Source organism: Maricaulis sp. CAU 1757, from assembly GCF_054482675.1.
In genome coordinates, this window is record NZ_JBTLRI010000003.1 from 169,465 (window position 1) to 186,068 (window position 16,604).

Here is a 16,604-nt window from a genome sequence, read left to right on the forward strand (position 1 = left end):
TAATCGTCGCGAGCGTCACTGGTCAAACAAATGCCGAAATAATAATTTCCCTTCTTTCCAGGACTTTGTAAGCGCAGTTGAGATCGTTTCTCATCAGTATTGAGACTGATTATCGTTCGTGGCCGCTATGCCGTGGCGCTGCAGTCCAGGCCGGGCGCCGCGTTCCCGTCTTGTTCCGGTGGGCCAACCAGTGCTAAGGCTTGTTCAAGGACAAGGGGGCGGCATGAGTGCAGCGGTCAGAATTCTCGGGATTGATCCCGGCCTGCGCAGAATGGGCTGGGGCGTGATCGAGGTTGAGGGAAGTCGGCTCAAGGCCGTGGCGCATGGCGTCGTATGTCCGCCGGTCCAGGCTCCCCTTTCGGACCGTTTGTCGCATATTTTCAGCGCAGTCAGCGAGTTGGTCGTCAGCCATCGCCCGCACGAGGCGGCAATCGAGGAGGCGTTCATGGCCGCCAATGCCTCTTCGGCCCTGAAGCTCGGTCATGCCCGCGCTGCCGCGTTGCTGGCCCCGGCCCAGATGGGCCTGCCGGTGGCAGAGTACGCGGCCCGGCTGGTCAAGAAGGCCGTGGTCGGGACCGGCGCTGCCGGCAAGGACCAGGTCGCCGCGATGATTGGTGTGTTGTTGCCAGGCACGGATGCCAGGGCGGACGCTGCCGACGCGCTCGCCATTGCCATTTGCCACGCTCACCATCGTACCCAGCGCCGACTCGGGAGCGCAGCATGATCGGACTGCTTTCCGGTGTGGTCGCGGCGCTCGGTGCTGATGAGCTGGTGCTTGACGTGAACGGGGTTGGCTATCTCGTGGGAGCCGGCTCGCGCACCCTGGCGCGACTTGAGGTCGGCCAGGGCGTGACACTGCACATCGAGACCCATGTCCGCGAGGATGCCTTCAAGCTGTACGGCTTCCTGGAGGATACCGAACGCGCCTGGTTCGTGCATCTGCAGGACGTCCAGGGCGTTGGCGCCAAGGCAGCTTTCGCCCTTCTGGATGCCGTGCCGGTGTCGGAAATTGCCAATGCGGCGGCATTGGGCGACAAGTCGACCTTTGCCCGCGCCAAGGGCGTTGGTCCGAAACTGGCAACGCGGATCGCCACCGAGCTGAAGGACAAAGCGCCGCCGACCGGCCGCAGCTTCTCCATCGGGCTGCCAGTGCACGACGCGCCAGAAACCGGTGCCGGCCCGCCGCCAGCAGCTTCGGCGGGCGAACCGCAAGTGCGGTCGCGCGAGGATGCCGTCTCGGCGCTGCTCAACCTCGGCTATCACGAGAGCCTTGCACGTCAGGCCGTGGCCGGCGTAATGCGGGCCCGGGGCGACGATGCCCCCCTCAATGAAGTGATCCGCCTGTCGCTCAAGGAGCTGGCACCATGAGTGCGACGCCACCGGAAGACGATGGCCGGCTGGTCGACCGCGATGCCCAGGCCGGAGACGGACGGGACCGGGCCCTTCGTCCGCTCAGCTTCTCCGATTTTGTCGGCCAGAAGGCGGCGATCGCCAACCTCAAGGTTTTCGTGGAGGCGGCGCGGCGGCGCGAGGAAGCGCTGGACCATGTGCTGCTCTCCGGTCCGCCCGGTCTTGGCAAGACCACGCTGGCGCAGATCGTCGCGCGCGAGATGGGTGTCGGCTTTCGCGCCACCTCCGGCCCGGTGATCGCCAAGGCCGGCGACCTCGCAGCCATCCTGACCAATCTGGAACCGCGTGACGTCCTGTTCATCGACGAGATCCACCGGCTGGCGCCGGCGGTTGAGGAGATCCTCTATCCGGCGATGGAGGATTTCTGTCTCGACCTGGTGATCGGCGAGGGGCCTTCGGCACGCACCGTGCGCATTGAGCTGCCGCCTTTCACCCTGGTCGGGGCGACCACAAGGGCCGGGCTGCTGGCGACGCCGCTCCGAGATCGTTTCGGAGTGCCGGTGCGGCTGGAATTCTATGACGAGGAGGAATTGGCCTTCATCGTCGGCCGGGCGGCGGCCAAGTTCGGAATCGAAGCCAGCCCGGACGGGGCGCACGAGATTGCCCGACGGGCCCGGGGCACGCCGCGTGTCGCCGGGCGGCTGCTTCGCCGGGTGCGGGATTTCGCAGAGGCGGAAGGCGCTGCGGCCATATCCCAGCCCGTAGCCGACAGGGCTCTCAAGCGACTCGAAGTCGACGCACTGGGGTTGGACAGTCTGGACCGTCGTTACCTGCGCGCATTGCTTGAGAGCTTTGCCGGCGGACCGGTGGGGGTCGAGACGCTGGCGGCAGCCCTGGCCGAGGCCCGCGATGCGCTGGAGGACGTGGTCGAACCTTTCCTCATCCAGCAGGGCTTCCTGCAGCGCACGCCGCGCGGGCGCCTCGCGACGGCCCGGGCCTGGGACCATCTTGGCCTGCCGGCGCCGCAATCCGGGACCACTCCGGCGACAGGCCAGACCCAGTTGTTCGGCAAATAGCTGTACCTAGGGCCTGACCAACCCGCTCCTGCCCACTCGACCCGGTTGGCCAAACTCGGATAGAGGGTAGGCATGACAGATGATCTCTTCCCAAATCCCGGTCGCTTCGGTGATGACAATGTGCACCGACTGCCGATCAGGATTTACTACGAGGACACGGACTTTTCGGGCATCGTCTATCACGCGCGATACCTGCATTTCTTCGAGCGCGGCCGGACGGAGAGCCTCAGAGCGCTGGATATCCACCACTCGGAGTTGGCGGAAGACGCGGCGCCACTGGCATTCGCCGTGCGTCGCATGAGCCTCGAATTCGATCGCGCGGCGCGCATTGATGATGTGCTTATTGTCGAGACCCGATATCGGCCGTCTCGCGGCGCCCGGTTGATGATCGACCAGCGCCTGATGCGGGAAGGCGAGTGCATCACGCGGGCCGATGTGGAGGCAGTTTGCATTGATGCGGTCGGAAGGGCCAAGCGTCCGCCGCGCTGGATGGTACAGCGCTGGGCCAGCCGGGTTATCGATCAGGCGATGTAAGGCGGTTGCGTAAGCAAACAAAGGTTGAGCATTGACCTGCAGTCGCTACCCTCTATTTCGGAACAAGCGATTCCGGCAGTGGGGCAGAAACCTTGGATGATCCAGTAGGCCGGAGCGCTCCGGTAACCGCAAATGGACCGGTTCCGGCCCCGCCACCCAATTTCGAGTTCGACGTGGTTCGGGTCCTCACGGATGGCTCGGCGACCTTCATTCACGCTATCCATGAACCGGAAAGTGAGGGCGATGTCTGGCTGACCATGAGTTTGGTGCGGGTCGGCAAGGGGGGGCGGATGCGCGTCCGCCGGCAGGTCACGTCGAGGTTTCGCACCGGTGATTGCCTGTGCCTGGCCCTGGCCGCGGCCAAACACCCGATGGGGGATCCGGCGGACAGCGAAGCCAACCGCGAAGTCATCCGAAATTTCGCCAGGGAAGTCGGCGTCGAGGGACGACTTGACCTGACCGACAAGTATGTGGACCTCGACGTATTCGTCTCGCACACCCCCGGCTCATGCTGTCGGCCGGAACGGCTCGACGACCTGATCGCCCGCCGCCGGCCGCGCGAGGGGCTTGTATATCATGGCATTGAGGACCTTGTCGCTCAGGGCAACTTCGTCGCGCTGTTCACCTGCTTCGACGAAAATGGCCAGACTTTCCGGGCCTGCGACTTGTTCCGCATGTATGGGGGGCGGGTGGTCGAGCACTGGGATGTCGTCGAGCAAGTCGAGTCCCACACGGTGGCGCACAATGATGACGACTGACCGACTTGCTGGGTTTTCACTTCCTGAAATTCGCCGCATTCGCTAGGCATGAGGCACGAGCCGTGGCAGTGAGGTGCCGGGGTGCGGCGGTCATGTCGCCGGACGGGGAAGATGTAATTCGGTGCCGGAGCCCGCATCCGGCCTGATGGCAAGGAATGTGTGTCATGGAATCAGGTGTGGTCGAAATCGCGCAGGCGGTCGAAGGGTTCAGTTTTTTTGCCCTGTTCATGCGTGCCGACTGGGTGGTCAAGGCGGTCATGGCGGTCCTCGCCTTCATGTCTGTCTGGTCCTGGGCCATTGCCATCGACAAGTCGCTGCAACTGCGCGGCCTGCACGCGAAGGGGCATGCCTTCGAGCGCGATTTCTGGGCCGGGCGCTCGCTTGATGCGTTGACCGAACAGTATGCGCGCAATCCGCGCGACCCGTTCAGCCGGGTATTCGCGGCCGGCTTGCGCGAATGGCAGGGTGAGCGCGCCGGCGGACGCGTGGCCAAGGCGGCCGGAGCCGAAGCCGGTCGGCAGATGACCAAGAGCGAAGGCGGTCTGGGTATCCTGGCCACCATCGCCTCGGCGGCGCCATTCGTGGGCCTGTTCGGAACGGTATGGGGGATCATGAACTCATTCCGGGCCATCGCCGCTTCCCAGGACACCAACCTGGCCGTGGTTGCGCCCGGGATCGCGGAGGCTCTGTTCGCCACCGCACTGGGCCTGCTTGCTGCCATCCCGGCGGTGATCTTCTTCAACGCCTTGTCGGCCAATCTGGCAAAGTACGGTTCGCGGCTTGACGGTTTCGTCGATGACCTGTCGGCCTTGGCGGAGCGGGAGTCGCGCTGACCATGGCTGTTTCACTCGATACGGGCGGCTCCGGTCGCGGACGGGCGCGCTGGAAGCCGAAGGCCGAGATCAACGTGACGCCATTCGTGGATGTCATGCTGGTGCTGCTGATCGTGTTCATGATCACCGCGCCCCTGCTGACCGTCGGCGTGCCCGTTGACCTGCCTGATACCGAGGCACGTAGTCTGCCGGCCGATGAGGAACCGCTGACCATAACCGTGACGTCGGACGGGCTGATCTATCTGCAGGAAACCGAGGTCGAGCTGCGCGAGCTGGCGCCCCGCCTTCGTGCGATTGCCGGAACCGGCTATGATTCCCGCATCTTCATTCGGGCCGATGGTGGCACCGCCTATGGCGACGTGGCGCAGGTCATGGCCAGCGTCAATGCTGCCGGTTTCAGGAATCTGGGCCTGGTGACGGACCCGATCGAGCCATAGCGGGATCACCGTGCGCGGCCTAGTTCTCTCCCTTCTGGTACATGTCGGCCTGCTGGCCGGCGGGCTGGTCTATCTGCCGCGGGCGGCGCGCATGGTGGAGCAGTCGCCGATTGTTCCGATCGAGCTGGTGACGCTTGCCGACACCACCAATATCCGTGCCGCGGCGCCCGAACCCGAGCCGGAACCTGAAGAAACGGTCGAGGATGAGATCATCGAGCCGGATCCGGCTCCTGAGCCCGAGCCCGAGCCAGAACCGGAGCCGGAGATCATCCCGGAGGCACCCGAACCGGAACCGGAGGTCGAGGAGACCCCGGCCGAGCCGGAGCCCGAACCTGAACCGGAGCCCGAAACGCCGCCGCAACGCCGGCCCGAAGCGCCACGCGAGCCGTCTCTCAACGACCTGCTCGGCAATCTGGAGCGCGAGGTCGCCGCGGCCCGTACCGAGACCGCGAGCGATGAGGGCCAGCGCGCCTCGGCAGGTGACGGGGCCCGGATGACGGCGACCATCCAGGACATCGTGCGCAGTCATCTGCGACGCTGCTGGCGCAATTCGCTTGACGCTCCCGATCCGGATGAGCTGGCCGTCGAAGTGACGCTGAGGCTCAACCGCGACGGTTCGCTCTCCGCACCGCCGCAACTGGCCGACCAATCGCGCATCCTCAACTCGTCCAATCGCTACTTGCGGGTAGCCGGCGAGCGGGCCTTGCGGGCGACCACGCAATGTGCGCCCTATCCCCTGCCGCCGGAACACTATTCCCAATGGCGTCAAATTACGGTCAATTTCGACCCGTCTCTTTATGATCGCTGATCCAGCAGTTCCGGAGTAGCCTCGCATGACCCGACTTCTCGCCGCACTCCAAGTCCTCGTTCTGGCCGTTCTCACGACCGGTCTGGCCCTCGCCCAGCAACCGCTGCGGGTCGATGTGACCCAGGGTAATCTCGATCCCCTGCCGATCGCCTTGCCAGACTTCATCGGCAACTCCGATGATGCCGCCGCGCGCGGGGCTGACATCACCCGGGTGGTGACGAATGACCTGGCCAGCTCCGGCCTGTTCGCGCCCATCGACCAGGGCGCCTACATCGAGGATATCGAGAACATCAATCTTCGCCCGCGCTTCGCCGACTGGCGGGTCATTGACGCCACGGCCCTGCTGGTGGGCAGTGTCGATGTCCAGGAAGATGGCCGCCTGGTGGTCGCCTTCCGGCTCTGGGACACGCGGCTGGAGGAACAGCTGCTTGGCCTGCAATACCGCACCGCCCCGGAAAATTGGCGCCGCGTGGCCCACAAGGTGGCCGATGCGGTGTATGAGCGCCTGACTGGCGAGACCGGCTATTTCAACACGCGCATCGTCTATGTCGCCGAGGGTCGGACCAGCGATGGCGAGCCGTTGCGTCAGCTGGCGCAAATGGACCAGGACGGTGCCAATCCGTCCTTCCTGACCGATCGCTCCTACATGGCCCTGTTGCCCAACTACTCGCCGACGACGCAGGAGATCACCTATGTCTCCTTCATTAACGGGCAGGCGACGAGCTATGTCTACAACCTCGAAACCGGGCGCCAGGAAGCCCTGTTCGGCGGCAGCCGGACGAGTCCCGAGGGCCAGAGCCTGTCGGCCCGGTTTTCGCCTGACGGGCGGGAATTGGCGGTGTCCGTTCTGGTCGAGGGCGGCCATGACATTCACATCTACAACCTGCAGACCCGCGCCCTGAGCCGGGTCACCACGCATCCGGCCGACGATGTGGAGCCGTCCTTCTCCCCTGACGGCGACCGTATCGCGTTTTCCTCGTCGCGGGGCGGTGGCTCGCAGATCTACACCATGAACCGCGACGGCACGGATGTGCAGCGCGTCACCTTTGGCGGGGGCCGTTACACCACGCCGGTCTGGTCGCCTCGCGGAGATTTGATCGCCTTCACCCGGCAGCAGGGCGGCATGTTCGCCCTTGGCGTGGTGCAGGCCGACGGGTCGGGTCGCGAGCGCATCCTTTACGAGGGCTATTTCGTGGATTCACCAGCCTGGTCGCCCAACGGACGCGTCCTTCTCTTCACGCGCGGGGAACCCCGGTCGGATGGCACGCGTTATGAGATTTGGAGTATAGATTTGGCTGGTTTCAACTTGAGACGACTGGCAACTGGAGGAATGGCCTCCGATCCTGCGTGGTCGCCCTTGATTGAGTAGAAAATATCTGCGTAACGTTTAAATCGGTGCTCCGCCGTCTAGGGGAGCACCCGGTCTCGCGTCACGGTCGACGCAGGGTTTTGCCAAGTGTGCCAAGGGCCTTGGCTGGGATGAGGTGTAAGAAGTCATGAACATCAAATTGCTTGCCATCGCCGGTATCGGCGCTTTCGCTACGGCCTGTGCATCGACGCCGGTAGAAGAAGAGCGCCCGGCTGAGCCGCCGCGTCCGATCGAGCGGCCCGAGCCCCGTCCGGCCGAGCCTGCGGGCCCGGTGGCAGGTTCGCCGGAGCACTTCGTCCAGACCGCGGGAGACCGCGTGTTCTACGCGCTGGACCGCAGTGACCTGAGCGACGAGGCCCGCGACACGCTGCGGCGCCAGGCCGCCTGGCTCGCCAGCTATCCGGACGCCCGCGTCCTGATCGCCGGCAATGCCGACGAGCGTGGTACCCGCGAGTACAACCTCGCCCTCGGTGCCCGCCGGGCCAATTCGGCGCGCGCCTATCTGGTCAGCCAGGGGGTCGATCCGTCGCGGATCTCCACCACCTCCTACGGCAAGGAGCGTCCGACCTGCATGGAATCGACCGAGCGGTGCTGGGCGATCAACCGGAATGCAACGACGTCGCTGGTCGGTGGTTACACGAACTAACCGGCTGCACTCCGTATCGGAAACGCCCGCGGCATTGTTGTCGCGGGCGTTTTCATGTTGTTCACCGGGCGATCCGGCCCGGCTTGGCCACGCCGCCGCGCTGCCGTAATTTCGCCGTCCTGCTTGCCGACATTGAGATCCATGATGCTGAAACACGTTCTGCCCACCCTGATCCTCACCTGTCTCGTTGCCTTTCCGGCCGAGGCCCAGTCGCGCCGGGAACTGGCGGAACGGATCGACGCCACGGAAGTGCGGATCGGCGAGCTGGAAGACCAGTTCCTCGCCGGTGACCCGGTGGCGGACACGTTGCTGCGGCGGTTGGACGACCTGGAGTATCAGGTCCGTGAACTGACCGGTCGCACCGAGCAGCTGGACTTCGAGAACCGCCAGTTGCGCGATCAAATCGAGCGTTTGGAGCGCGAGGCCCGGCAGCGCAATACGCCGCGTTTGCAGCCGGCGGACGGCAGTGTGGTCATCGATCCGCAGGTGCGCGAGGGCGTGACCATCCAGTCCGGTGACGACGAGGCTGTGGCGTGGATGCGCGAAGGACTGGACGAGTCGACCTCTGCGCCGGCCGGTAATCCCGACGACCGCTTCGCCGCCGACCGTGCCGCCGCGACCGGAGTGCTCGGCGCACCGGAATCCATCGGTCCCGCCCCGACTGCCACCAGCCGGCCCTCGCCGGACGCCCTCTACGACACCGCCCGGGCGCAATTGCTCGATGGCGATTTCAACGGTGCGCAGGATGGATTCGAGCAGTTTGTCGGCACCTATCCCGAGCATGAGCGGGCCGGAGAAGCGTGGTACTGGCTCGGCGAGACCTTCTTCGTACGCTCCGACCTGGCGGAAGCTGCGGACGCCTACATCGCGTCGCTGCGGGCCGACTCGGCCGGGGCCAAGGCGCCGGATGCGCTCGTGCGCCTCGCCGCTTCTCTAAACGGTCTGGGGCGCCGCGACGATGCCTGCGCGACGCTGGGCCGGTTCTCCAGCCAATTCCCCAATGCCGACCTGCCCTCCCGGCAGCGGGCCGAGCGAGAGGCCGCCCGGATCGGCTGCCGCTGATCATGCGGGGGGGGCTGGCCCGCCACGTCGCGGCCTGGCTGGACACCCATGTACCGGCCGACGAGCCGGTCGCCCTGGCCTATTCCGGCGGAGGGGACTCGCACGCCCTGCTGGGCCTGGCTGTGGACTGGGCCGACCGCACCGGCCGGCCGCTGCATGCCTTTATCGTCGACCACCAATTGCGTGCCGGCAGTCATCGGGATGCCGAACGTGCAGCCCTGATGGCCGCACGCCTGGGCGTTCGGGTCCACTGCCTGGAGTGGGCCGGTGCCAAGCCCTCGACCGGGATCCAGAGCGCGGCCCGGACAGCGCGGTACCGCATGATTGCGGCTGGCTGCCGGGCCATCGGTGCCTCGCTCCTGCTGACCGCCCACACCGCCGACGATCAGGCTGAAACCGTGTTGATGCGGCTGGCCAGCGGCTCGGGCTGGCGAGGTTTGGCCGGTATGCGCGAACGGGCGGCCTATCCGGTCTGGCCGGACGGCTATGGGCTGGAGCTCGGGCGCCCGCTCCTGGAGGTGACGCGTCGCCAGCTTCGCGAGGGGCTGGAAGCCTCCGGCGAAAGCTGGATCGAGGATCCGGCCAATGCCGACCGGCGGTTCCAGCGCGTGCGTCTGCGCCAACGCCTGACCGCGCTGCGACAACACGGCTGGCAGTCGGGTCGATTGATCCATCTGGCTGCAGAGCTCCGCAAGCTGGATGCGGCCGAGGCGCGAGCTGCGGGCCGCTTGGCGCGGCAAAGCCTCGTGATCCATGCGTGGGGCGGGATCGAACTTGATCCGGACCAACTGGGGGCGGCTGTCTCCGTGTTACGACGTCGTGTCCTGGGCGAGGCCATGCGCGCCGTGTCTGGCGCCGAAGCGCGCCCGACCGGACAGGCGCTCGAGTGTCTCGAGACGGCACTGCTGGCACGACGGGCCTCGGTGGCAGCCGGTGTGCGTCTCGTAACATGGCGAGGGGCATGGTGGTTGGTGCGCGATCCGGGAGCGGTCCTGGGACGGGTCGACCGCACGGCACAGCCGGTGGTCACCGATCTCGGAACTGGCAGCATCTGGGACGGCCGCTTCATTATGTCCCAGTTGCCCACCGGCATGTCGGTCTCGGCACTGGGCCGGGATTATGCCGGGCTAGATGACCGGGCGCGGCTCGATGCCGTGCCCGGGGCGGCGCGCTCAACGCTGCCAGCCTTGCGCCATATGGAGAAAGTCGTGGCCATTGGCGGGCTTGGCGCGAACGTCGAAGCTGCTCACCTGGCTCCGCGCAGCCTCGCCGAGCACAGGATTTGCAGGGAATTGCTCACCGAGAATTGAAACAGGGGGTGCCGTGAGGCATTCCGCGAACTAGGTTGAAACTGCGCCCTTGACTGGCAGAACACGCTGGCAATGCCCATATCAGGACCCGACGGCCCTGCGACAGGAACCGGCCACAGGAACGGAACACACACATGCAAATGAGAAATCTCGCTATTTGGGCCCTTGTCTTCGTACTGCTGCTGGCCCTGTTCCAGTTGATCGGCCGGTCGTCCAATGTGGCGGCGCCCGAGCGAGGACCGTCCTACTCGGAGTTTCTCGACCAAGTGGAGCGTGACGAGATTCGCTCGGCCACCATTCGCGGTGATGTGCTCAGTTTCGAGACCGAGACCGGCCGTAGCGCCGAAGTAACGCTGCCACCTCAGGACAATCAGACGGTGACCATCCTGCGCGAAGCGGGCGTTGACATCCGCGTCGAGGAGGAAGCGGCCGAAGGCAATTTCCTGGTGTCCATGCTGATCAACTGGTTCCCCTTCCTGCTGCTGATCGGAGTGTGGATCTTCTTCATGCGCCAGATGCAGGGCGGCGGACGAGGTGGCGCCATGGGCTTCGGCAAGTCCAAGGCCCGCCTGCTGACCGAGCATCACGGTCGAAAGACGTTTGACGATGTTGCCGGTGTCGACGAAGCCAAGGACGAGCTCCAGGAGGTCGTCGAGTACCTGAAAGACCCGTCCAAGTTCCAGCGCCTGGGTGGCAAGATCCCCAAGGGCGCGCTGCTCGTCGGCCCTCCGGGTACCGGTAAGACCCTGCTCGCGCGCGCCGTGGCAGGAGAGGCCAATGTGCCCTTCTTCACGATCTCCGGTTCCGATTTCGTTGAAATGTTCGTCGGCGTCGGTGCCAGCCGGGTGCGCGACATGTTCGAGCAGGCCAAGAAGAACGCGCCCTGCATCATCTTCATCGACGAGATCGATGCTGTCGGCCGTTCGCGCGGCGCCGGCCTGGGCGGTGGCAATGACGAGCGCGAGCAGACGCTCAACCAGCTGCTGGTCGAGATGGACGGGTTTGAGTCCAATGAAGGCATCATCCTGATCGCGGCCACCAACCGTCCCGACGTGCTCGACCCGGCGCTGCTGCGCCCGGGCCGCTTCGACCGCCAGGTCGTGGTGCCGAATCCGGACATCACCGGCCGCGAGAAGATCATCAAGGTCCACATGCGCGACGTGCCGCTGGGTCCCGATGTGGATCCCAAGGTCATCGCGCGCGGTACCCCCGGCTTTTCCGGCGCCGACCTGGCCAACCTGGTCAACGAGGCGGCCCTGCTGGCGGCGCGGCGCAACAAGCGCACCGTGTCGATGGCCGAGTTCGAGGACGCCAAGGACAAGGTCATGATGGGTCCGGAACGGCGCTCCATGGTGATGTCGGAGAAGGAAAAGCAGCTCACCGCCTATCACGAGGCGGGCCATGCCCTGGTGGCGCTGAACATGCCGGCCACCGATCCGGTCCACAAGGCGACGATCATTCCGCGCGGCCGTGCGCTGGGCATGGTCATGCAGCTGCCGGAAGGCGACAAGATGTCGATGACGCGCGAGGAAATGACCTCCCGTCTCGCTGTCATGATGGGTGGCCGCATCGCCGAGGAATTGAAGTTCGGTCGTGAGAAGGTGACCTCCGGTGCCTCGTCGGACATCCAGCAGGCGACCCGCCTGGCCCGCGCCATGGTGACCAGCTGGGGCCTCAGCGACGAGCTCGGCACGATCGACTATTCCGACGATCAGGGCGAGGTCTTCCTGGGCCAGCAACTGATGCAGTCGCGCTCGATCTCGCCGGAAACCGCGCGCAAGATCGAGAGTGAAGTCAAGAAGCTGGTCGATACCGGCCTGGCCGATGCACGCCGCATCCTGACCGACAAGCGCAAGGACTGGGAGACCCTGGCCGAGGGTCTGCTGGAATACGAAACGCTAACCGGACAGGAAATCACCGACCTCCTGAACGGCAAGCCGCCGGTCCGGCCTGAAGACACGCCAACCCCGCCGACCGACACGCCGTCCAGCGCCGTGCCAATCACGGACGAGGGCCCGGAAGGCGATCCTGAACCGCAGGGGGCCTAGCCTCCAAAGCGGAGAGTATGAGAAGGCCCGGCGCACTCCGCCGGGCCTTTTTTGTCAGGCTCTGCACCTGGCGCGCGGCGATGGCACTTGCCAGCTCTCCAGTGGCCATCTAGCAGGGAGTCATGAGCAAGTTTCGCCCTCGTCGCCAGTCCGACCTGCCCTTCGTGATGGGCGTTCTCAACGTCACGCCAGACAGCTTCTCCGACGGCGGCAGCTGGATCGACCAGGAAGCAGCGGTCAAGCGCGCGCTGGAAATGCTTCGCAACGGCGCGGACGTCATCGATATCGGTGGCGAGTCGACACGCCCGGGGGCCGAGCCGGTCGAGGAGGCGGAGGAGCTGCGCCGGGTTATCCCGGTCATCCGCACCCTGCGCGAGGAGACCGCGGCGCGCATTTCCATCGACACCTTCAAGCCCGGCGTGGCCCGCGCCGCGATCGAGGCGGGTGCCGATATCTGGAATGACGTCAACGCCCTGCGCTCGGATGGCGCGATCGAGACCGCGGCCGAGCTGGGCGTGCCGGTCATCCTCATGCACATGTCGGGCACGCCGGCGACGATGCAGGACAATCCGCAGTATGACGACGTGGTCGGCGAAGTCTGCGACTTCCTCACCGAGCGTGCCGACCTGGCCATGGCAGCCGGCGTGTCGGCCGATTGCATCTGGCTCGATCCGGGTATCGGTTTCGGCAAGTCGCTGGATCACAACCTGGCCCTGATGCATGACCTGCCCGAGATCATCGGTCTCGGCTATCCGGTGTTGTTCGGCGCTTCGCGCAAGCGCTTCATTGCCGCCATCGACGAGGGCGCGGCGGAAATGGAGAGGCTTGGCGGATCGCTGGCCGCGGCCCTGGCGGCGGCCAAGGCGGGGGCGGCCATGGTGCGGGTGCATGATGTGCGCATGACCGTGCAGGCACTCAAGGTCCAAGCCGCGATCGGTCGGGGCCGGCGATGAGCCGCTTCACGCTGTACGGCCAGGTCGGGTTTGGTTCGACCTGTGTCGAGGCGGCGCTGGAACTGCTGGGGCTGGACTATGACCGCGTCGACGCGGATCCGTTCGGGGACGATGCCAGCAGCGAGGCGCTGTCGGCGCTCAATCCGCTCGGCCAGGTGCCGACGCTGGTCCTGCCGGACGATGACGTGATGACAGAAAGCGCGGCGATCCTGATCTGGCTGGGCGACCGCGATGGCACTTACCGCTTTGCCCCGCCACCGGATAGCGATGAGCGCGCCGAATACCTGCGCTGGATGCTGTTTCTGGGAACCAACATCTATCCGACCTACACGATTTCCGACGCACCGGGCCGGTTCCATCCGGACCGCTCCACGCATGACATCCTGAAAACGCGCGCGAGGCAGCGCCGCAAAATGCTCTGGGAGGTCATGGAGGAGCATTTCGACGGTTTGCCGGGGCCGTACCTGCTGGGGCCCAATATGAGCCTGCTGGACGTTTACGTGGCGATGATGAGTTTCTGGTCGCCGCGCCGGGAATGGTTCTTCGACAATTGCCCGTCGCTGGCTAGCGCCGTGCGCGCCACCGAAAGCCATGGTGTGGTCGCGCGTGTCTGGAAGCGCAATTTCGAGCTCGAGGTGGATGCATGACGGTACTGTTCGGACCGTGGAGTTTGCTTGTCATCGGGGGGCTGCTGGAAATGGCCTGGGCGCTCGGGTTCAAATATGTCCGGGCCGAGCATCCCTGGTGGCTGCACGGTGCGGTCTACGGAGCACTGGCCGGATCGATGGCGGCGCTGTTCTTCGCCATGAAGCACCTGCCCGCCGGCACCGCCTATGCGGTGTGGACGGGCATTGGCGCGCTCGGCGTGGCGACTCTGGGCATCCTCGTGTTCAAGGAGCCGGCGACGCTGGCTCGCATCGGCTTCCTCACCCTGATCCTCATCGGCCTTGTGGGGCTCAAGGCGACCAGTGGCGAGAGCTAGCGGGCGCCGGTGGCGGCGTCGTCAAAGAAGTGGCTGATCAGATTGTAGCGGGTGCCGCGAGTTGTTTCCTCAACCTCGTGAAGCAGGCTGGAGGAAAACACGAAGGCCGTCCCGACGGCGCCCCGATAGCCCTTTCCGGCATATTCGCGGAACACCAGCTCGCCGCCCTCATAATCATCATTGAGACTGACGGAGAGCGCGAAGCGGCGGTACCGCGTCGAGGCGTGGGTGTTGTCGCGATGACCAATGGCGATGCCTTCGCGCGCGCCCTGGTAGCGGGCCACGTGGAAGGCCTCGCGGCGCGTGACCTGGAAGGCGAAGGCCTTGGCGATCTGGGGCAGGACGCGGGTATTGATGCGCTCGTCGATCAACTGGTTGAGCGTGGTGTCGCGGATGATCTGGTCAATCCGGTCCTGGCGGTTGTAGTCGGAGGCAGCGAACTTGTATTCGGCCGGGTCCCCGGCGCCCGGGCGGGCGACCCGAAAATCATCGCTCTTGCCATAATGGTCGATCAGCTTCACGCAGTCGTCCGGGTCGAGTGCGTTGGGGATGGCGAGGATCGGCGCATGGCCCGGTATCCACTTATCGGCCAGGCTGCGGCCCGCCGAGTTCAGGCCGTCCAGTTGCGCCGTGATGTGCTCGAAACGGCCGTCTTCGTAATCGGTCATGGTGAGGATCTGTCCATTGGCGGAGATCAGCAGGAGGCGGGTATTGGCGGTTTGGCCGGACGTGTCACCCCGCAGCAGGCCATAGCGGGCAAGGAGGGCGCCGGTGCCGTCGCCAAGCACTGGTGTTGCCAGTCCCGCCTCGCGGGCCAGGCGGGCGGTCAGCGCATTGTCCGTGCAGGCTGACACGACGACGAGCCGGGTCGCGTGGACGGCCAGCTGGCGCTCGAGCCCGGCCAGGCGGGGCAGGGCGATCGGTAGGGTGCTGGCATCGACCTCGTTGAGCAGGGCCAGCACGATGGGGCGGCCGGCGAAGGCATCGTCGAACAGGCGGATGGTCCGGCCGGTCGGATCGAGGCATTCGAAATCGGATGCGAAATCGCCAACCGTCGGCTGGTTGACGTAGGGACCGAGCAAGGCTGCGCAGCGGGCGCTGAGGTGCGAATACTCGGGAAACATCTGGATCAGCCTGTGGGATTTACGGGGCGAAGCTTAGGTCCTGCACTACCCGGATACCAGTAGTTTGTCTTTTGCGCAGTCCTGTCTGCGTTCAGCCGAACGGGTCTTCAATCGAAGGTGAGGGTTCGGTGAACCAGCGCGGGCCGGCTGAAGTCATGTAGAAATGGTCTTCGAGGCGGATCCCGAACTCGCCTGGTACACAGATCATCGGCTCGTTGGAAAAGCACATGCCGGGGGCCAGATGCGTTTCGTCGCCACCAACCAGATAGGGCGCTTCGTGGATCTCGAGGCCGATACCGTGACCGGTGCGGTGCGGGATGCCGGGCAGCCGGTAGTCCGGACCGAGGCCCCGGTTCACTGCTTCCCGACGCGCGGCCGCATCGACGCTGGCACATGTTGCGCCCACTTGAGCGGCCTCGAAGGCAGCGACCTGGCAGGCCTTTTCCGCCTCCCAGATCTCGCGCTGGCGCGCGCTCGGCGTGCCGAACACATAGGAGCGGGTGATGTCGGACTGGTAGCCGTGCCGGGCGCAGCCGGTGTCGATCAGCACCATGTCGCCCTCTTCAAGGGCTTTCGGCTCGGCCACACCGTGCGGGAAGGCGGTGTCCGGTCCGAACAGGACGATGCAGAAGGTCGAACCGCCCGGCGCTCCGATCGCCTTGTGGGCCGAGTGGATGAACTCGGTGACTTCGGCGGTGGTGATGCCGGGGCGCAGGATGCGGGCGGCAGCGCGGTGTACCTCCAGCGTCGCGGTCTTGGTGGCCTGCATGAGGGCGATCTCGGCCGGTGACTTGATCTGTCGGCCCGACAGGATGTCGTCTGCGGCGTCCTGGACCGGTCCCAGCCATGCGCGCTCGATCGAACGCGCAACACCCAGTGGGGTGGAAGGATCGATTCCCAGCGTGGCGCCGTTGTCCGCCAGTCCGGACAGAAGGGCGTAGGGATCCTCGTGTTCTTCCCAGCCGTACAGCACCGCCTGTACGCGCATATACCCCTCCAGCGTGCCATGTTCGAAGGCCGGGCCGACATAGCGCGGCTCGCCGGCGGCCGGGATGAGGGCACCCACCAGCCGTTCCGATGCAGACCAGCGCAGGCCGGTGTAATAGCCCAGGTTGACCCCGGCATTGAGCCAGACGAAGTCCAGCCCGGAAGCTTGCATCCGCGCCTGGAGGGCGCTCAGCCGGTTGCGGATCTCGGTCACTGCGATCGGCTGGCAGGCGTCCAGCATCGGTGTCAGGCGGGCCAGTTCGGTGGCCGCGTCCGACCCTCCTATGATGCGTGTCGTGTCCTGCGGCATGTGAAGTCCTTGCATGG

18 protein-coding genes are annotated in these 16,604 nt (G+C 65.6%); 16 read left to right on the forward strand and 2 right to left on the reverse strand.

Annotated elements, in window-relative coordinates; genetic code table 11:
• Nucleotides 1–223: 223 nt before the first annotated feature.
• From ruvC to ACXYMR_RS09880, 16 genes are all read left to right on the forward strand, one after another.
• Nucleotides 224–724 carry a crossover junction endodeoxyribonuclease RuvC gene (gene ruvC / locus ACXYMR_RS09805; protein ID WP_458942680.1) on the forward strand — a complete coding sequence of 167 codons (501 nt, stop codon included), beginning with the start codon at nucleotides 224–226 and terminating at the stop codon, nucleotides 722–724.
• Nucleotides 721–1,368, forward strand: coding sequence for a Holliday junction branch migration protein RuvA (gene ruvA / locus ACXYMR_RS09810; RefSeq protein ID WP_458942681.1), 648 nt, complete (start codon nucleotides 721–723; stop codon nucleotides 1,366–1,368). Before ruvC ends, ruvA begins: the two co-directional genes overlap by 4 nt.
• Nucleotides 1,365–2,426, forward strand: coding sequence for a Holliday junction branch migration DNA helicase RuvB (ruvB, locus tag ACXYMR_RS09815; protein ID WP_458942682.1), 1,062 nt, complete (start codon nucleotides 1,365–1,367; stop codon nucleotides 2,424–2,426). Before ruvA ends, ruvB begins: the two co-directional genes overlap by 4 nt.
• A 72-nt stretch (nucleotides 2,427–2,498) precedes the next feature.
• Nucleotides 2,499–2,960, forward strand: coding sequence for a tol-pal system-associated acyl-CoA thioesterase (gene ybgC / locus ACXYMR_RS09820; RefSeq protein ID WP_458942683.1), 462 nt, complete (start codon nucleotides 2,499–2,501; stop codon nucleotides 2,958–2,960).
• A gap of 92 nt (nucleotides 2,961–3,052) precedes the next feature.
• A complete protein-coding gene (locus tag ACXYMR_RS09825) occupies nucleotides 3,053–3,718 on the forward strand; it encodes a nuclear transport factor 2 family protein (protein WP_458942684.1) in 666 nt (221 codons plus the stop codon).
• Nucleotides 3,719–3,882: 164 nt separating this feature from the next.
• A complete protein-coding gene (gene tolQ, locus ACXYMR_RS09830) occupies nucleotides 3,883–4,551 on the forward strand; it encodes a protein TolQ (RefSeq protein WP_458942685.1) in 669 nt (222 codons plus the stop codon).
• A 2-nt stretch (nucleotides 4,552–4,553) separates the two neighbouring features.
• Entirely contained in the window at nucleotides 4,554–4,988 is a 435-nt protein-coding gene (locus ACXYMR_RS09835) for an ExbD/TolR family protein (RefSeq protein WP_458942686.1), read from the forward strand.
• A 10-nt stretch (nucleotides 4,989–4,998) separates the two neighbouring features.
• Nucleotides 4,999–5,796, forward strand: a complete 798-nt coding sequence (locus tag ACXYMR_RS09840; protein ID WP_458942687.1) for a cell envelope integrity protein TolA — start codon at nucleotides 4,999–5,001, stop codon at nucleotides 5,794–5,796.
• 25 nt (nucleotides 5,797–5,821) lie between these two features.
• Nucleotides 5,822–7,165, forward strand: coding sequence for a Tol-Pal system beta propeller repeat protein TolB (gene tolB, locus ACXYMR_RS09845; RefSeq protein ID WP_458942688.1), 1,344 nt, complete (start codon nucleotides 5,822–5,824; stop codon nucleotides 7,163–7,165).
• Nucleotides 7,166–7,292: 127 nt separating this feature from the next.
• A complete protein-coding gene (gene pal / locus ACXYMR_RS09850; RefSeq protein WP_458942689.1) occupies nucleotides 7,293–7,811 on the forward strand; it encodes a peptidoglycan-associated lipoprotein Pal in 519 nt (172 codons plus the stop codon).
• A gap of 144 nt (nucleotides 7,812–7,955) precedes the next feature.
• Entirely contained in the window at nucleotides 7,956–8,873 is a 918-nt protein-coding gene (gene ybgF / locus ACXYMR_RS09855) for a tol-pal system protein YbgF (protein ID WP_458942690.1), read from the forward strand.
• Nucleotides 8,874–8,875: 2 nt separating this feature from the next.
• Nucleotides 8,876–10,183 (forward strand): tRNA lysidine(34) synthetase TilS, encoded by a 1,308-nt coding sequence (tilS, locus tag ACXYMR_RS09860; RefSeq protein ID WP_458942691.1) that lies wholly within the window; start codon nucleotides 8,876–8,878, stop codon nucleotides 10,181–10,183.
• A gap of 134 nt (nucleotides 10,184–10,317) precedes the next feature.
• Nucleotides 10,318–12,231, forward strand: coding sequence for an ATP-dependent zinc metalloprotease FtsH (gene ftsH / locus ACXYMR_RS09865; RefSeq protein ID WP_458942692.1), 1,914 nt, complete (start codon nucleotides 10,318–10,320; stop codon nucleotides 12,229–12,231).
• A gap of 122 nt (nucleotides 12,232–12,353) precedes the next feature.
• Nucleotides 12,354–13,184: a dihydropteroate synthase gene (gene folP / locus ACXYMR_RS09870; protein ID WP_458942693.1), complete on the forward strand. Its 831-nt coding sequence runs from the start codon at nucleotides 12,354–12,356 to the stop codon at nucleotides 13,182–13,184.
• Nucleotides 13,181–13,831 (forward strand): glutathione S-transferase family protein, encoded by a 651-nt coding sequence (locus ACXYMR_RS09875; protein WP_458942694.1) that lies wholly within the window; start codon nucleotides 13,181–13,183, stop codon nucleotides 13,829–13,831. Before folP ends, ACXYMR_RS09875 begins: the two co-directional genes overlap by 4 nt.
• Complete coding sequence (locus tag ACXYMR_RS09880; protein ID WP_458942695.1) at nucleotides 13,828–14,166, forward strand: DMT family transporter; 339 nt, start codon at nucleotides 13,828–13,830, stop codon at nucleotides 14,164–14,166. Before ACXYMR_RS09875 ends, ACXYMR_RS09880 begins: the two co-directional genes overlap by 4 nt.
• Here ACXYMR_RS09880 and ACXYMR_RS09885 read toward each other — a convergent pair.
• The gene (locus ACXYMR_RS09885) at nucleotides 14,163–15,290 is read right to left on the reverse strand and encodes a 2OG-Fe(II) oxygenase (RefSeq protein WP_458942696.1); all 1,128 of its coding nucleotides are present in this window, start codon (nucleotides 15,288–15,290) and stop codon (nucleotides 14,163–14,165) included. The genes ACXYMR_RS09880 and ACXYMR_RS09885 overlap by 4 nt on opposite strands.
• Before the next feature lie 91 nt (nucleotides 15,291–15,381).
• Entirely contained in the window at nucleotides 15,382–16,587 is a 1,206-nt protein-coding gene (locus ACXYMR_RS09890) for a M24 family metallopeptidase (RefSeq protein WP_458942697.1), read from the reverse strand.
• Nucleotides 16,588–16,604: the final 17 nt, after the last annotated feature.

Coding starts and splice junctions, on each gene's coding strand:
- ybgF (WP_458942690.1), top strand. CDS start 7,956: ATGCTGAAACACGTTCTGCCCACCCTGATCCTCACCTGTCTCGTTGCC.
- ACXYMR_RS09880 (WP_458942695.1), top strand. CDS start 13,828: ATGACGGTACTGTTCGGACCGTGGAGTTTGCTTGTCATCGGGGGGCTG.
- ACXYMR_RS09835 (WP_458942686.1), top strand. CDS start 4,554: ATGGCTGTTTCACTCGATACGGGCGGCTCCGGTCGCGGACGGGCGCGC.
- folP (WP_458942693.1), top strand. CDS start 12,354: ATGAGCAAGTTTCGCCCTCGTCGCCAGTCCGACCTGCCCTTCGTGATG.
- ruvA (WP_458942681.1), top strand. CDS start 721: ATGATCGGACTGCTTTCCGGTGTGGTCGCGGCGCTCGGTGCTGATGAG.
- tolQ (WP_458942685.1), top strand. CDS start 3,883: ATGGAATCAGGTGTGGTCGAAATCGCGCAGGCGGTCGAAGGGTTCAGT.
- ruvB (WP_458942682.1), top strand. CDS start 1,365: ATGAGTGCGACGCCACCGGAAGACGATGGCCGGCTGGTCGACCGCGAT.
- pal (WP_458942689.1), top strand. CDS start 7,293: ATGAACATCAAATTGCTTGCCATCGCCGGTATCGGCGCTTTCGCTACG.
- ruvC (WP_458942680.1), top strand. CDS start 224: ATGAGTGCAGCGGTCAGAATTCTCGGGATTGATCCCGGCCTGCGCAGA.
- ftsH (WP_458942692.1), top strand. CDS start 10,318: ATGCAAATGAGAAATCTCGCTATTTGGGCCCTTGTCTTCGTACTGCTG.
- ACXYMR_RS09875 (WP_458942694.1), top strand. CDS start 13,181: ATGAGCCGCTTCACGCTGTACGGCCAGGTCGGGTTTGGTTCGACCTGT.
- ACXYMR_RS09885 (WP_458942696.1), bottom strand. CDS start 15,290: ATGTTTCCCGAGTATTCGCACCTCAGCGCCCGCTGCGCAGCCTTGCTC.
- ybgC (WP_458942683.1), top strand. CDS start 2,499: ATGACAGATGATCTCTTCCCAAATCCCGGTCGCTTCGGTGATGACAAT.
- tilS (WP_458942691.1), top strand. CDS start 8,876: ATGCGGGGGGGGCTGGCCCGCCACGTCGCGGCCTGGCTGGACACCCAT.
- ACXYMR_RS09890 (WP_458942697.1), bottom strand. CDS start 16,587: ATGCCGCAGGACACGACACGCATCATAGGAGGGTCGGACGCGGCCACC.
- tolB (WP_458942688.1), top strand. CDS start 5,822: ATGACCCGACTTCTCGCCGCACTCCAAGTCCTCGTTCTGGCCGTTCTC.